We start from the raw sequence: 15,001 nt of genomic DNA, 5'->3' as shown, positions 1-15,001 counted from the left end.
CCGCCTCCCGCCACGACAACGAAAGTCCGCCATGTACGAGCTGTCCCGGGTCCGTCTCTACTCCATCGGGCCCGCCGGTGCGCGCTACGCCGACACCGTGCTGGACCTGCGCGGAGTCGGCGCGCCCGTGCCCCGACCGGCCCCGGCCCAGGCGGACTTCTTCGAGGACGAGCCGGTCGGCCCGCCGCGCCGGCCGGCCCCCGCGGGCGTGCTCTTCCTGGAGAACGGCGGCGGCAAGTCCGTCCTGCTCAAGCTGATCTTCTCGGTGATGCTGCCCGGCCACCGCAACACCCTCGGCGGCGCCAGCTCCGGCGTGCTGCGCAAGTTCCTGCTCGCCGACGACTGCGGCCACGTCGCCCTGGAGTGGCAGCACGTCCTCACCGGCGAGTCCGTCGTCGTCGGCAAGGTCAGCGAATGGCGCGGCCGGCAGGTCTCCAACGACCCCCGCAAGTTCGCCGAGGCGTGGTACAGCTTCCGGCCCGGCCCCGGCATGAGCCTGGACTCGCTGCCGGTCGCCGAGGCCACCGTCGTCCGGCCCCGCCAGGAGGGCGCCGAGGGCAGCTCCGGCGCCCAGGGCCGCCGCCGCACGATGAAGGGCTTCCGCGACGTCCTCACCGAGGCCGGGAAGAACTACCCCAATCTGGACGTGGTCTGGGAGGAGGTCCACGAGCGCTGGAACGAACACCTCGGCGAGCTGGGCCTGGACCCGGAACTCTTCCGCTACCAGCGCGAGATGAACGCCGACGAGGGCGAGGCGGCCGGCCTCTTCGCGGTGAAGAACGACTCCGACTTCACCGACCTGCTGCTGCGCGCGGTCACCGACACCCGGGACACCGACGGCCTCGCCGACCTCGTGCACGGCTTCGCCCACAAGCTCGGCCGGCGCGCCGAGCTCACCGCCGAACGCGACTTCACCGCCGGCTCCCTCGACCTCCTCTCCCGCATCGCCGACGCCGCCGAACAGCGCGAACGCGCCCGCGAGGTACACGCCGGCGCCGAGCGCCGCACCCGTGCCCTGGCCCAGCGGCTGCACGCCCGCGGCACCGAGGAGCGCGGCCGCGCCGCCGAGCTGGCCGAGCAGGTCGCCACCGCGGCGCACCGCGTCACCGACGCCGAGCGGGTCCGCGAGCGCCGCGCCCTGGTCTCCGCCGAACTCGCCTACCGGCACGCCTCGCTGGCGCTGGCCGCCGCCGAGAAGGGCGCCGCCGCCCAGCGCCGCGAGCTCAACGACGCCCGTACGCTGCACAGCGCCTGGCAGGCCGCCGAGACCGCGCTGCGGCACCGCGCCGCCGCCGACCGCTCCGCCCGGGTCGCCGCCGCCATCCGCGAGGCCGAGCGGGACGCCGCGCCCGCGCTCGCCGCCCGCGCCACCGCCGCCGCCGACCTCGTGCGCGCCCTGCACGCCGCGGCCGAGGCCGGCGAGCGGGTCGCCAACGAGGAGGAGGAGCGCTCCGCCGCCCTCCAGGAGGCCGGCGAGTCCGCGCACCGCGACGCGACCGCCGCCGCCACCCACGCCCAGCGTGCCCGCAGCGAGGCCGACCACCTCCGGCAGCGGCTCGCCGAGGTCGCCGAGGAGACCGCGGAGGCCGTCCGGGCCGGCTGGCTGGACGACGCGGCCCCGGACGCCGACCCGGCCCGCGCCGCGCTCGCCGCCTCGGACGCCGAGAAGGCCGCCGTCGAGTCCTGGGACGTGGCCCGGGAGGCGGCCGGCCAGGCCACCGACCGGGCCCGCGAGGCGACCGCCCGGCACTCCGCCGCCGAACTCGCCGCGGCCCGCGCCGAGGACGCCGCCGAGGCCGCCGAGCGCGCCTTCGACGCCGAGCGCCGGGCCGCCGAGTCGATCGGCGCCGAACCGCGGCTGGCCGACCTGCTCGGACTCCCGTCGGCCGAGGGCCGCACCGCCGGCGTGCCCGGGCCCCGTACGGCCGGTGGCGCCGCCGAGCCGGGCACCCCGCGCCGCCCGGCCGGCACCGGCCCGCTGACCGCCGAGGAGCTGGACCGCAACGCCGACGCGCTCCAGGAACTGCTGGAGGGCGGCGTCGCCGCCGCCGAGCGGCAGCTGTTCGAGCTGCGGACCGCCGCCGCCGACGACGCCCGCATCCTCGGCGCCCTCGGTGACGGGGGCCTGCTGCCGCCCGGACCGGACGTGCTGGCCACCGTCGAGTACCTCGGCGAACACGGCGTGCCCGCGCTGCCCGGCTGGCGCTACCTCGCCCAGGCCGTCGACCCGGCCGACCACGCCCGGGTGCTGGCCGCCCGCCCCGAGCTCGTCGACGGCGTGATCATCACGGACCCGGATTCGCACGCCCGGGCCCGCGAGGTGCTCGGCCAGGCCGCGCTGCTGCCCCGCTCCGCCGTCGCGGTCGGCACCGCCGCCGCGCTGCTCGCCCCCACCCCCGCCGACGACGAGCGGGACCCGGCCGTCCACAGCGTCTTCCTCGTCACACCGAACCCGGCGATGCACGACGAGTCCGCCGCCGACGAGGAGCGGCAGGCGCTGCGGGCCCGCGCCATAGAGCGCGACGAGGAGATCCGGGCGCTGGCCGCCCGGCTCGCCGGCGACCGCGCGCTCGCCGCCCGGCTCGGCTCCTGGCGCACCGGCTGCCCGGCCGGCCGGCTCGCCGAGCTCGCCGACGCCGCGGAGCAGACCCGCGCGGCCGCCGAGGCGGCCGCCGCCGAGCTGGCCGAGGCCCGTACGGCCCGGGCCGAGGCCGACGAGACGGCCGCCGAGGCCACCCGGGTGCGGGACGAGCGGCAGGACGACGCGCAGCGCGCCCGCCGCGCCGCCGATCTGCTGGCCGGGCTCGCCCACCGGCTGCGCGAGCGCGCCTCCTGGCAGTCCCGGCTGCGCGAACTCGCCGACGAGGCCGCGGAGTTCGAGGCCCGCGCCGAGGAGTGCGTGGACCGCGCCCGGGCCGCCGACGAGGACCGCCGGGCCGCCCAGCGGGCCGCCGACGACGCCCGCCGGACGGCCCGTGCGCTGCGCGCCGAGCGCGCCGAGATCGCCGGCGTCCCGGACGACCTGGGCGAGGCGCCCGAGGCCCCGAGCACCTCGCTGCCCGCGCTGCGCGAGGCCTACCGCGCCGCCTCCCAGCTCTACGAGAAGGTCGGTGTCGGCGCGGACCTGCGCGCCGAGCAGGCCCGCGCCGAGGGCGACGAATCCGCCGCGCTGGCCGAGCTGAACCGCCTCACCAACAAGGTCCGTACCCGCGCCGAGGCGCTCCTGGAGAGCCCGGACGCCGCCGACGGCCCGTCCCGGCAGGCCGCCGCGGCCCGCGCCGAATCGTTGGTGCAGATGCTGGAGAGCCGTGCCTCGGCCGCCAGTGAGCAGCTCGGCCGGCTCCGCGGCGAGGCCGAGCGGCTCGCGCCGACGGACGGCGAGGCGCACACCGAACTCCCCGACGAGCTGGTGCCCGCCGACGCCGACCGCGCCAAGGAGCTGCTGCGCACCGCGTCCGGCGAACTGGCCACCGCCACCGATGCGCTGGCCACCGCCCGGACCGAGCACGAGGACCTGCTGCGGTCCCACCGCGCCGCCGAGGACGCGGCCGGCGGCTTCGACGAGACCGCCGCCCTGCTGCGCGATCTGCTGCGGGACCACCAGGACACCGAGGAGGGGGCACCGGCGCCGATCGAGCCGTACGCCGGCTCCCTCGACGCCGCCCGGCAGGCCGCCGCCGAGTCCCGCCGCTCGCTGCGCGGCTGCGCCGCCGATCTGTCCGCCGCGGAGTCCGCGGTCCGCGAGGCCGCCGACATCCTCGTCCGGCACGCCAACTCCACCCGCTACGAACAGGTCCGCACCCCGGCCCGGCAGCAGATCCGCGAACTGCCCGCCGCGGCCCTGCCGGACCACGCCGCCAAATGGGCCGAGGCGTTCGCGCCCCGGCTGCGGGTGCTCACCGACGAGCTGGCCCAGCTGGAGCGCAACCGCGACTCCATCGTCGACCGGCTGCGCGGGCTGGTCGAGTCCTCGCTCACCACGCTCCGTTCGGCCCAGCGGCTGTCCCGGCTCCCGGAGGGGCTGGGGGAGTGGTCCGGCCAGGAGTTCCTGCGGATCCGCTTCGAGGACCCCGACCAGGCCACCCTCACCGAGCGGCTGGGCGAGGTCATCGACGAGGCGACCCGCGCGGCCGTGAAGAAGAACAGCGATCTGCGCCGGGACGGGATGTCCCTGCTGCTGCGCGGGGTGAGCGCCGCGCTGCAGCCGCGCGGGGTCGCGGTGGAGATCCTCAAGCCGGACGCGGTGCTGCGCGCCGAGCGGGTGCCGGTCGGGCAGATGGGCGACGTCTTCTCCGGCGGCCAGCTGCTGACCGCCGCGATCGCCCTGTACTGCACGATGGCGGCGCTGCGCAGCAACGACCGGGGACGGGACAAGCAGCGGCACGCCGGCACGCTGTTCCTGGACAACCCCATCGGTCGCGCCAACGCCACCTATCTGCTGGAGCTGCAGCGGGCGGTCGCCGATGCGCTGGGCGTCCAGCTGCTGTACACCACCGGTCTGTTCGACACCACCGCGCTCGCCGAGTTCCCGCTGGTCATCCGGTTGCGCAACGACGCGGACCTGCGGGCGGGGCTGAAGTACATCAGCGTCGAGGAGCATCTGCGGCCGGGCCTGCCGCAGCCCGACCCGTCGGGCGAGGTGGTGCACGGCCAGATCACGGCGACGCGGATGTACCGCCGCCCGGAGGAGCCGGCCGCCGAGGAGGGCGCGGACGCCGGGTGACCGGCGGGGGCTGCGGTCGGTGCGCCACGGTCACGGCACCGCCACCGGCCGCGGTACCTCCCCGCGCCGTATCCCACCGACCGCCGCTCTGAGGCCGTCGAGGGCCCGGTTCACCCCGGGTAGCCCATGCGCCGGGAGAGTTCGACGGCCGCCTTCACGGACCGCTCGGCCAGCTCCGGCAGCAGCCCGCGCGCCATCCGGTACGCCGGGCCGGAGACGCCGATCGCGCCGATCACCGCGCCGTCGTGCGCCCGCACCGGCGCCGCCACCGCGTTCAGCCCGATCTCCAACTCCTCGCCGGTGCAGGCGAAGCCGTCCTCCCGCGCGGCCGTCAGCTGTGCGCGCAGGGCGGCCGCGGTGGTGAGCGTGTGCTCGGTGAAGCGCGGCAGCTTCCGGGTCACCAGGCTCTCCCGGCGCTCGCTCGGCAGATGTGCCAGCAGCACCTTGCCGCTCGCGGTGGCGTGCAACGGGGTGCGGCGGCCCAGCCAGTTGTACGCGGTGACCGCTGCCGCGCCCCTGGCCTGCATGATGTTGACCGCGGCATCGCCGTCCAGCACCGCGATGTTGGCGGTCTCCCCGGTGTCGTCGGCCAGTGCCCGGCACACCGGCTGGCCCTCCTGCGAGATGTCCAGCCGGATCGCGGCGGCGCCGGCCAGCCGCAGCACCCCGGACCCGAGGTAGTACTTGCCGCGTTCCTTCTCCTGCTCCACCAGCCCGCGGCCCTCCAGCACCCCGAGGATCCGGAAGGCGGTCGACTTGTGGACGCCCAGCTCCTCGGCGATCTCGGTCACCCCGGCCTCGCCGAGCTTGGCGAGGATCTCCAGCACGCTCACCGCACGTTCCACGGACTGGACGGAACCCGCCCCGCCGCGCCGCTCCTCGGACCGTTCGTCCGAGGTCCCGCTCGTATTCGACATGGGTCTTCGTTCACCACCCGGTGGCCCCCGAGGGGTCGCGCGAGGGCATCTTCCGAGAAGCCCTTGACGGCCCGCTCCACGCCTTGGATTCTGTTGCGCATCGCGCTCTGCGATGCGTTATTCAGAACACATGATACCGATCAGCGCGAGGGGGGCCAGATGATTCCCGTCTGCCGCACCGAGGACCTGCCCGAGGGCGAATCCGTACGGATCGAGATCGACGAGACCACGCCGGCCATCGCGGTCTTCCACACCGAGGAAGGCTTCTACGCCGTCGACGACACCTGCAGCCACCAGGACGCGTCGCTCTCCGAGGGCTGGGCCGAGGGCTGCTTCGTCGAATGCCCGCTGCACGCCGCGCTGTTCGACCTGCGCACCGGCGCCCCGACCTGCCTGCCGGCCCGTCACCCGGTACGCACCCACGAGGTCGGCGTCATCGACGGGATGATCCACGTCCGGCCGGCCGTCAGGGAAGAGGCGGTGGCATAACGGCCTCGCGGGCCGGCCGGGCCGCGGCGCTCGCTCAGGCGGCCGCCCGGTCCGCCGGCGCCGGCCGCTCCCGCCGCTGCCGGCGGCGCGCCTGCCGCCGCTCGCGCCGCAGTTCCCGGGCCGTACTGCTCGGCTGCGACCGCACGCCGTGGCGCTGCACCCAGACCTGACGGGTCACCCAGACGTCCAGCACCGCCCAGGTGGCGACCACCGTGCCGGCGACCGTGCCGAGGACCGCGGGGAACGCCAGCCAGGACCCCGACAGCGTGCACAGGAACGCCACCATGGCCTGGATCAGGGTGACCGCCACGATGATGACGGCGCGCACCGCGGCGGTCCGCACCGGCTCCGCCATCCGGGGCCGGGCCGCCGGCTCCTCCTGCCACAACGGCTCCCTGCCGGTGTCCATGACCGTGTCACACTCCCCGCATTCACCCCGCGCGTCCGCTCCTTGCCGAGTGCCCGGGTTCCACCGGAAGATTCCCCGCTGCCGGACCCGTCCACCCCCATGGTGCACGCACGGAAGCACCGCGGGGTTCCCCGGGGTAGAGCAAAACCGGCCAACCGCCCCACCGTGCCCTCCGGTGCCGGTACGCGCTCCCGGCTCACAAATACGGGCGGGTTGTCCGGGAATCGGCGGACAACTCGGGACGACCCTGCCGTGGGCCGCGCCACGGGGCCTGGAGAGCCCTTCGGGTTGGTCCCCCGACAGTAGTAGGCTCGCGCCGTTTGTTGACGGAACACCACCCCCGTGCGCCGGGGTTGACGTAGGGGAGGCCATGCGCTTTCGCGGGAAGTCGGTCCGCCGGAAGATCGTGGCGTTGCTGCTCGTACCGCTGGTGTCCCTGACGACGATGTGGGCGGTCACCACCTATGTCACCGGCCGCTCGGCCAACCAGCTGCTGGACGTCGGCAACGTCGTGAAGAACCTGGGCTATCCCGTCGAGGACGTCATCCAGGCCCTGCAGCGCGAGCGCCGGCAGAGCCTGCTCTACCTCGCCGACCGCCGCGGCGCCGACGCGCTGAGTGAACTCCACACCCGGACCCGGGTCACCGACGTCCTGGTCGCCCGGCTCCGCCACGACGCCGCCGGCCGCGATGTCCGCGAGGACCTGAACGCCGGCGTCGGCGACCGGATGACCACCCTCCTCAAGGGCCTGTCCTCGCTCCGCTCGCTGCGCACCCAGGTCGAGGACAACACCGTCACCCGCGACGAGGCCATGGAGTCCTACGACGCCCTGGTCGATCCCGGTTACGACTTCCTCGCCGCGGTGCACGCCCTGGACAACGTCGAGATGGACAAGCAGGGCCGGGCCCTGGTCAACGTCACCCGCGCCCGCGAGGCCCTGGCCCGCGAGGACGCCCTGATGTCCGCGGTGCTCGCCTCCGGCAGCATGAGCCGGCGCGATGTGCGCGAGCTGTCCGACCGGGTCGCCGAGCGCCGGGTCCTCTACGGCACCAACCTGCCCCTGCTGCCCTCCCGGGACCGCGGCCTCTACGAGGACTACTGGCGCTCCGCCACCGCCCGTGAACTCACCTCCTACGAGGACCGGGTGATCGCCGCCGGCGACCGGGCCGGGCCGGACGCGGTCAACGCCGAACGCTGGAACACCACCGCCCGGAAGGTGCTCGGCGACCTCGCCAGGATGGGCAAGGAGGCCGGCGACCGCTACCAGGAGCGGGTCGCGCCGGCCGCCACCAGCATCGTGGTCAAGGCGGTCGCCGCCGGCGTCCTCGGCTTCGTCGCCCTGCTGGTCTCGGTCATCGTCTCCTTCCGCATCGGTCGCCGGCACGTCCGGGACCTGACCCGGCTGCGCAAGACCGCCCACGAGGTGTCCGGCGTGCGGCTGCCGAGCGTGATGCGCCGGCTGGCCGCCGGGGAACAGGTCGACGTGGAGACCGAGGCACCCCGGCTCGAATTCGGCCCGGACGAGACCGGTCAGGTCGGGCAGGCGCTCAACACCCTGCAGCGGGCCGCCATCGAGGCCGCCGTCAAACAGGCCGAGATGCGCCGCGGGGTCTCCGAGGTGTTCGTCAACCTCGCCCGCCGCAGCCAGGTGCTGCTGCACCGCCAGCTGACGCTGCTGGACGCCATGGAGCGGCGCACCGAGGACACCGACGAGCTCGCCGACCTCTTCCGGCTCGACCACCTCACCACCCGTATGCGGCGGCACGCCGAGGGCCTGGTGATCCTCTCCGGTGCGGCACCCTCCCGGCAGTGGCGCAAACCGATCCAGCTGATGGACGTGGTGCGCGCGGCGGTCGCCGAGGTGGAGGACTACGAGCGCGTCGAGGTGCGCCGGCTGCCCCGGCTCGCGGTGGACGGCCCGGCCGTCTCCGACCTCACCCACCTGATAGCCGAACTCCTGGAGAACGCCACCGTCTTCTCACCGCCGCACACCGCCGTCCAGGTGCTCGGCGAGCGGGTCGCCAACGGCTACACCCTGGAGATCCACGACCGCGGTCTGGGCATGCCCCCCGACCAGCTGCTGGAGGCCAACCTCCGGCTCGCCGAGACCCCCGAGTTCGAGCTGTCCGACACCGACCGGCTCGGCCTGTTCGTGGTCAGCCGGCTCGCCCAGCGCCAGGACGTCCGGGTCACCCTGCAGCCCTCGCCGTACGGCGGCACCACGGCCGTGGTCTTCCTCCCCGGCGCGATCCTCACGGAGACCGGGGACGCGGGCGGCGGCCGGGAGGGCGGCGGACCGCTCGCCGGCGTCCCGGTGGACGACGAACTCGACCACGCCGCGGGGAAGTTGGCCGCCCTCTCACAGGTGCCGGTGCCGCTCCCCCCGAGGGACCGGCGGGGCCTCGTCGACGGGCCGGTCGAACTGGAACCGCCGCTGCGACCGGAGGAGCTCGGCCCGCTCGACGACGAGGACGCCCTCTTCGGCGGCCCGCGCCGGGGCCGCGAGCGCGGACCGCGCGCCGGGATCGCCCCCGTACCGCCGGTCCCCGACGGCGAGCAGCACCAGCAGACCCGCGACCAGGCGCCCGGCGGCGGGCTCGCCCCGCTGCCGCGCCGCCCCCGCCCGCCGGTGCTGGTCTCCGACCACGGCAGAACGGTCGACGACCGGGACCGGGACCGGGAGCGCGAGCGCGACCGGGACGAGGACCGGGATCGGGAGCGGCACCGCGACCGGGGCCGGGACGAGCGGCCCGCCGCCCGGGGCTCCGCCGAGGAATCCGCGGACGGCCCCGACGACGCCGCGCCGCCCGGCGAGGCACCCCCGGCCACCACGTCCACCGGGCTGCCCCGCCGGGTGCGGCAGGCCAGCCTCGCCCCGCAGCTCAAGGCCGACGGGGGCGGCCGGCCCGGACCGGAGCGGCCGGCCACGCCGGCCGCGGACGACGACCGCGACGCCGAGGCGGTACGCGCCCGGATGGCCTCGCTCCAGCGCGGCTGGCAGCGCGGCCGCCGCCACAACAGCGAGGAGGACGAGGCCCGCGCGGAGGGCACACCCCACGACGCGCACGACCCCGGCGGGACACCGGCCGCCGCGGACACCACAGATCCGGATGCCCAGGACGGCGCCCCGCAGGACGGCACCGGCCCGGGCACCACAGCACCACCAGGAACCACATCGGGAGGGGACGGTCCATGACCGAACCGCAGGCAGCAGCGTTCACCACACCGGGCTCGGCGAAGGGATCCGGCGAGCTGAACTGGCTCCTGGACGACCTGGTCGAGCGGGTCGGCGCGATCCGCAAGGCACTCGTCCTCTCCAGCGACGGGCTCGCCACCGGGGCCTCGAAGGACCTCACGCGGGAGGACGGCGAGCACCTGGCCGCGGTCGCCTCCGGCTTCCACAGCCTCGCCAAGGGCGTCGGCCGGCACTTCGGCGCGGGACACGTCCGGCAGACCATGGTCGAACTGGACGAGGCGTTCCTGTTCGTCAGCGCGGCCGGCGACGGCAGCTGTCTGGCCGTCCTGGCCGACGCGGACTCCGACGTCGGGCTGATCGCCTACGAGATGACCCTGCTGGTCAAGCGCGTGGGTACGCACCTGGGCACGCTGCCCCGGTCCGGTCCGGCCAGCTGAGCCAGACGACGGTGACACCATGAGCGATCAGGACGGCCGGGCGGCGCGCGACCGGGAGGCGGCCCGCTGGTTCGACGACGAAGCGGGTCCCGTCGTCCGGCCGTACGCCATGACCCGCGGGCGCACCCGGACCGCCGCGGAGGGGCGCCTCGACCTGATCGCGCAGGTGATCGCCGAGAGCCGCGCGGCGGAGACGGTCGAGGACCAGACGCTGTCGCCGGAGCACGTCGAGATCGTCGAGTGGTGCCGCGACGCGCCGCTGTCGGTCGCCGAACTCGCGGCCGAGCTCGACCTGCCGGTCGGTGTCGTCCGGGTGCTGATCGGCGATCTGCTCGACGCCGCCCTGGTCCGGGTCAGCCGGCCGGTGCCGCCGGCCGAACTGCCGGACGAGCAGGTGCTGCGCGAGGTGATCGACGGTCTGCGGGCGCTGTGACCGGCCGGGACGTCAGCCGTCGCCGTCGCCCTGCTCCGTGTGGCGCGGCGGCGGCCACTGCTCACCGGCCCGGCCCGGCTCCAGCCGGGCGAGCGCCTCGGTCAGCTGGGCGACCACCTGCTGGATCTGCCGGTGGGTGGTGCTCCGCTCGGTGACGACCGCGGCGAGCAGCAGCGCGGTCAGCGCGGTGATCCCGTTGAACGCCTGCAGGGTGACCATGTTCGTGAACAGGTCGTGGTGCGCGAACGGCCCCGAGCCCTCGGCGGCCGCCACGATCGCCACCGTCGAGACCAGCAGCGCGCACGGCGCCGCACCGGCCCGCTCGAAGCGGAACGCGGCCCAGATCAGGCACGGCGAGACGAGGAAGAGCAGGTTCATCGAGCTGCTCACGGCGAACTCGGTGACGGCGAAGGTGCAGACCCCGAGCAGCACCCCCTCCGCCCACCGGTAGGGGCGGAAGCGGCCCCGGGGCGGCCACCGGAGCGTGCTCAACAGCAGCAGCACCGGCGTGACCACCAGCACCCCCATCGCGTCGCCGGTCCACCACACCGCCCAGGTGGGCCAGAAGTTCGCGCCGGTCAGCGCCCCGGAGAGGACCAGGACCCCGCTGCCGACGGTGGCGCTCACCAGCATCCCGGTCAGCGCGCCGAGGCCCACCAGCGACACCGCGTCGCGCAGCCGGTCCATCCGGGTGTGGAAATCCACCCGGCGCAGCAGCCGATGGGCGAGCAGCGGACCGAGCGTGTTGCCCGCCACGATGGCGCACACGACGAGGAACGACGGCCCCAGAGACACATTGACCAGGAACGCGCCCAGGGCGATGCCCGGCCACACCCGCGGCCCGAACAGCAGCAGCGCGGTCAGGGCGATCCCGGTCGGCGGCCACAGCGGGGTGACCTGCCCGCGGACCAGTTCCTGCAGCAGACCGAGCCGGGCACCGCCGTAGTAGACCCCCGCGGTGGCCAGGATCTGCACGGCGAGCGCCCGGTGCCCCGCCCCGGCCGCGAGCATCCGCCCGGCCACGCTGCCGGGTCCGCTCGGCGTCCGCCCGTCCACCGCGCCCGCTTACCCGTAGGGGCCGCCGTCGTGACGGAGCACCAGTACGGCGGCGTCGTCGGTGTGGCCGGTCAGATCGGCGACCGCGACCACCTGGGCGGCGAGGTCGTCGGCCGCGGCCCCGTACGCCGCTCCGACGATGCCGGTCACCCGGGCCAGCCCCTGCTCGATCGGAAACCTCGGGCCCTCCACCACCCCGTCGGTGAGCAGGACGAACGCCCCGGGCCGGTCCAGCCGGCGGCGGGTGACCGGGTAGCGCTCGTCGGGGAAGACCCCCAGCGGCAGCCCGCCCGGGTCGGTGAGCACCTCCGCACCGGCGGCGGTGCCCCAGATCGCGGGCAGATGCCCGGCCCGGGCGCCGGCGAGCTCGCCGCACGTCGGCTCGAACCGCAGGAAGGCGCAGGTCGCCAGGAGGTCGGAGCTCATCGACAGCAACAGGTTGTTGGCCCGCTCCAGGACGTCGCCGGGGTCGGTGGTGGCGCCCGCGACCGCGCGCAGGCCGGTGCGGACCTGGCCCATGAAGGCGGCGGCCTCCACGTCGTGGCCCTGGACGTCGCCGATGACGAAGCCGAGCGAGCCGTCCGGCAGGGCGAACGCGTCGTACCAGTCCCCGCCGATGTCCAGCCCGGTCTGCGCCGGCACGTAGCGGGCCGCGGTGGTCAGCCCCCGCAGGCCCGGGAGCTCCGGCGGGAGCATGTGCCGTTGCAGCTCCACGGCCAGTGCCACCCGTGCCTGCTGCAGCTTGATCCGTTCCATGACCTGGCCGGTGAGCCGGCCGAGGAGGCCCAGCAGTTCCTCGGGCGACGGCCCGGTGCCGCGGCGTCGGTTCATCGCGCACTCCGCTCCGGACGCGGCTCGCGTCTGTTCTCACCCTACGCCCGGCCCGCCGGGCACCGCCGAGCCTTGTTGAGCAATGGTCAACAGCGGGTTAGGCTCGGTGATCAGTTGTTCCGTTGCCATCGCGGCCGTGCTCAGCCGTCACCGCAGCCGGCCGCCACCGGACGAGAGGCACCGCCATGGCCACCGACGCCACCCCGGCCCCGGCCCCCTTCGAGCGCCTGGAGATCCAGGTCGGGCCGCACACCCATGACGCCCTGGCCTGCGGGCCCGCCGACGGGGACCTCGTCCTGCTGCTGCACGGCTGGCCGGAGTTCGCCGACTCCTGGAGCGAGGTGCTGCCCGCTCTCGGCGCGGCCGGCTACCGGGCCGTCGCCGTCGACCAGCGCGGCTACGCCCCCGGCGCCCGCCCGCCCCGGATCGCCGACTACGCCGTCCCCGAACTCGTCGCCGACGCCCTCGCGTTCGCCGACTCCCAGGGCGCCGGCCGCTTCCACCTGGTCTCCCACGACTGGGGCGGCATGGTCGCCTGGGCGCTGGCCGGCGCCCACCCCGAGCGGCTGAAGTCCCTCAGCGTGCTGGCCACCCCGCACCCGGAGGCCCTCAACCGGGCCGCCGCCGAGGACCCGACACAGCATCACCGGCTCGACTACGTCCGCTTCTTCCGCCGCGACGACGGCGCCGCCGAGGCCGCCCTGCTCGCCGACGACGCGGCCCGGCTGCGCGCCGTCTACGGCGGCAAGGTCCCCGAGGCGCTCGTCGACGGCAACGTCCGCCGGCTCTCCGCACCGGGCGCGCTCACCGCCACCCTCAACTGGTACCGCGCCCCGGAGACCGTCATCTCGGTGCCGGCCGGCCGGATCGCCGTGCCCACCCTCTTCCTGTGGGGCAGCGAGGACGTCGCCCTGGGCCGGGGCGCGGCCGAGTCGACGGGGGAGTGGGTGGACGGCCCCTACCGCTTCGAGGCCCTTCAGGGCGCCAGCCACTGGCTCCCCGAAGAGGTCCCCGGGCTCGTCACCCCCGCGATCCTCGACCACCTCGCCCGGCACGCCTGACGGCGGGCCGGGCCGCCGCGGCCACGCGGACCCGGCCCGGCACCGCCGTACACTGCGGGCATGTCCGGCAAGCGAGGCACCCGACTCACCCCCGACCAGCGCCGGGAGCAACTGGTCGGCATCGGGCTGGAGATGCTCGCCGACCGGGCCCTGGACGAACTGTCCACCGACGAGGTCGCCCGGCGCGCCGGCATCTCCCGCGGGCTGCTCTTCCACTACTTCGACTCCAAGCGCGACTTCTACCGCGCCGTGGTCCGCGCCGAGTGCGACCGCTTCACCGCCGCCACCGAACCGGACGCCGGCCTGGAGCCGGTCGCCTGGATGCGCGCCTTCATCGCCGGCTTCGTGTCCTACGTCCTGGAGCACCGGCAGGTCTACCTCGCCCTGGTCCGCGGCGCGGCGGGCAGCCATCCCGCGGTCGCCGACCTCGTCGACGGGACCCGCGCCACCATCGCCCGCCGGGTCCGCGACGGGCAGCGGCGGCTCGGCCTGCCCCAGGCCCCGCGGCTGGAGGTCGCCACCCGCGCCTGGATGGCGTTCGCCGAAGAGGCCGCCATCACCTGGCAGATGGCGGAGCACGGCACCGAGGAGGAGCTCTGCGCCTTCATCGAGGCCGGCCATGTGAGCCTGCTGGGCCTCCTCGACCGGCCGCAGACCCTCGCCCCGCGCTGAACGGCCGCGCCGGCGGCCGTGTCCCAAGCGTGACGGATCTCAAGTGGGCGCCGCGCCGAGCACGTTGTACGGTGCCTGTGCGCCTGCTGCCCGCTCCCCACCACGCCCGGGGGCACAGACGTGAGCACCGCCCGCACACCCGGCAATTCAGGAGAAGGTACCCATGGTCTTCGGGCGTTCCGACCGTCGTCAGCAGACCGCCGCCGCCGATCCGGTGACGCTCAAGATCCTGGTGGCGGGCGGCTTCGGGGTCGGCAAGACCACACTGGTCGGCGCCGTCAGCGAGATCAAACCGCTGCGCACCGAGGAGCGGCTGACCGAGGCCGGCCGCCCGGTCGACGACCTCCACGGGGTGGAGGCCAAGAGCACCACCACCGTCGCCATGGACTTCGGGCGGATCACCGTCAACGACCAGCTGGTGCTCTACCTCTTCGGCACCCCCGGACAGGACCGCTTCTGGTTCCTCTGGGACGAACTCGCCCGCGGTGCGCTGGGCGCGGTCGTCCTCGCCGACACCCGCCGGCTCGCCGACAGCTTCGCCGCGATCGACTACTTCGAGCGCCGCGGACTGCCCTTCACCGTCGCCGTCAACTGCTTCGACGGCGCCGACCGCTACCCGCCCGAGGCGGTCCGCGACGCCCTGGACCTCGATCCCGACGTGCCGGTGATGCTCTGCGACGCCCGGGAGCGGGACTCGGCCCGGGACGTGCTGATCGCCGTCGTCGAGCACGCGATGCGGACCCGCGGCCGGCGCCCGGAGCCCGCACTGCCCTGACC

Annotated in this window: 12 protein-coding genes; 8 read left to right on the top strand and 4 right to left on the bottom strand. The window is 75.3% G+C overall.

Features of this window, described 5'->3' with window-relative positions; all coding sequences use genetic code 11:
* Positions 1-31 precede the first annotated feature (31 nt).
* Positions 32-4,723, top strand: coding sequence for a coiled-coil domain-containing protein (locus V2J85_RS37835; protein WP_330824110.1), 4,692 nt, complete (start codon positions 32-34; stop codon positions 4,721-4,723).
* Between the two features lie 110 nt (positions 4,724-4,833).
* On the opposite strand, the gene V2J85_RS37830 is transcribed toward V2J85_RS37835, so the two are convergent.
* Positions 4,834-5,640, bottom strand: coding sequence for an IclR family transcriptional regulator (locus V2J85_RS37830; protein WP_261952826.1), 807 nt, complete (start codon positions 5,638-5,640; stop codon positions 4,834-4,836).
* Positions 5,641-5,799: 159 nt separating this feature from the next.
* On the opposite strand from V2J85_RS37830, the gene V2J85_RS37825 reads away from it, so the two are divergent.
* Positions 5,800-6,129 (top strand): bifunctional 3-phenylpropionate/cinnamic acid dioxygenase ferredoxin subunit, encoded by a 330-nt coding sequence (locus V2J85_RS37825; RefSeq protein ID WP_261952827.1) that lies wholly within the window; start codon positions 5,800-5,802, stop codon positions 6,127-6,129.
* Between the two features lie 34 nt (positions 6,130-6,163).
* Here the strand turns inward: V2J85_RS37825 and V2J85_RS37820 are convergent, their stop codons facing one another.
* Positions 6,164-6,646 (bottom strand): hypothetical protein, encoded by a 483-nt coding sequence (locus tag V2J85_RS37820; RefSeq protein WP_410011181.1) that lies wholly within the window; start codon positions 6,644-6,646, stop codon positions 6,164-6,166.
* Positions 6,647-6,908: 262 nt separating this feature from the next.
* Here V2J85_RS37820 and V2J85_RS37815 point away from each other — a divergent pair, with 262 nt between their 5' ends.
* Genes V2J85_RS37815 through V2J85_RS37805 form a run of 3 tightly spaced genes read left to right on the top strand, consistent with a single transcriptional unit; the run spans position 6,909 to position 10,604 of the window.
* On the top strand, positions 6,909-9,734 hold the full coding sequence (locus V2J85_RS37815) for a sensor histidine kinase (RefSeq protein WP_330824109.1): 2,826 nt from the start codon (positions 6,909-6,911) through the stop codon (positions 9,732-9,734).
* Entirely contained in the window at positions 9,731-10,171 is a 441-nt protein-coding gene (locus V2J85_RS37810) for a roadblock/LC7 domain-containing protein (RefSeq protein WP_261952830.1), read from the top strand. The genes V2J85_RS37815 and V2J85_RS37810 overlap by 4 nt, the downstream gene beginning before the upstream one ends.
* Positions 10,172-10,190: 19 nt before the next feature.
* On the top strand, positions 10,191-10,604 hold the full coding sequence (locus V2J85_RS37805) for a DUF742 domain-containing protein (RefSeq protein ID WP_261952831.1): 414 nt from the start codon (positions 10,191-10,193) through the stop codon (positions 10,602-10,604).
* A gap of 12 nt (positions 10,605-10,616) precedes the next feature.
* On the opposite strand, the gene V2J85_RS37800 is transcribed toward V2J85_RS37805, so the two are convergent.
* On the bottom strand, positions 10,617-11,615 hold the full coding sequence (locus V2J85_RS37800; RefSeq protein ID WP_261957226.1) for an MASE1 domain-containing protein: 999 nt from the start codon (positions 11,613-11,615) through the stop codon (positions 10,617-10,619).
* Between the two features lie 54 nt (positions 11,616-11,669).
* Positions 11,670-12,491, bottom strand: a complete 822-nt coding sequence (locus tag V2J85_RS37795) for a PP2C family protein-serine/threonine phosphatase (RefSeq protein WP_261952832.1) — start codon at positions 12,489-12,491, stop codon at positions 11,670-11,672.
* A 185-nt stretch (positions 12,492-12,676) separates the two neighbouring features.
* On the opposite strand from V2J85_RS37795, the gene V2J85_RS37790 reads away from it, so the two are divergent.
* The 3 genes from V2J85_RS37790 (at position 12,677) to V2J85_RS37780 (ending at position 14,999) form a co-directional block, all read left to right on the top strand.
* Positions 12,677-13,552 carry an alpha/beta fold hydrolase gene (locus V2J85_RS37790; RefSeq protein WP_261952833.1) on the top strand — a complete coding sequence of 292 codons (876 nt, stop codon included), beginning with the start codon at positions 12,677-12,679 and terminating at the stop codon, positions 13,550-13,552.
* A 60-nt stretch (positions 13,553-13,612) separates the two neighbouring features.
* Entirely contained in the window at positions 13,613-14,224 is a 612-nt protein-coding gene (locus tag V2J85_RS37785) for a TetR/AcrR family transcriptional regulator (protein WP_261952834.1), read from the top strand.
* Positions 14,225-14,387: 163 nt separating this feature from the next.
* Positions 14,388-14,999: a GTP-binding protein gene (locus tag V2J85_RS37780; RefSeq protein ID WP_261952835.1), complete on the top strand. Its 612-nt coding sequence runs from the start codon at positions 14,388-14,390 to the stop codon at positions 14,997-14,999.
* Positions 15,000-15,001 lie beyond the last annotated feature (2 nt).

This window comes from Streptomyces bugieae, from assembly GCF_036352915.1.
Lineage (GTDB): Bacteria > Actinomycetota > Actinomycetes > Streptomycetales > Streptomycetaceae > Streptomyces > Streptomyces endophytica.
This window is presented reverse-complemented; position numbering and strand designations above follow the sequence as displayed.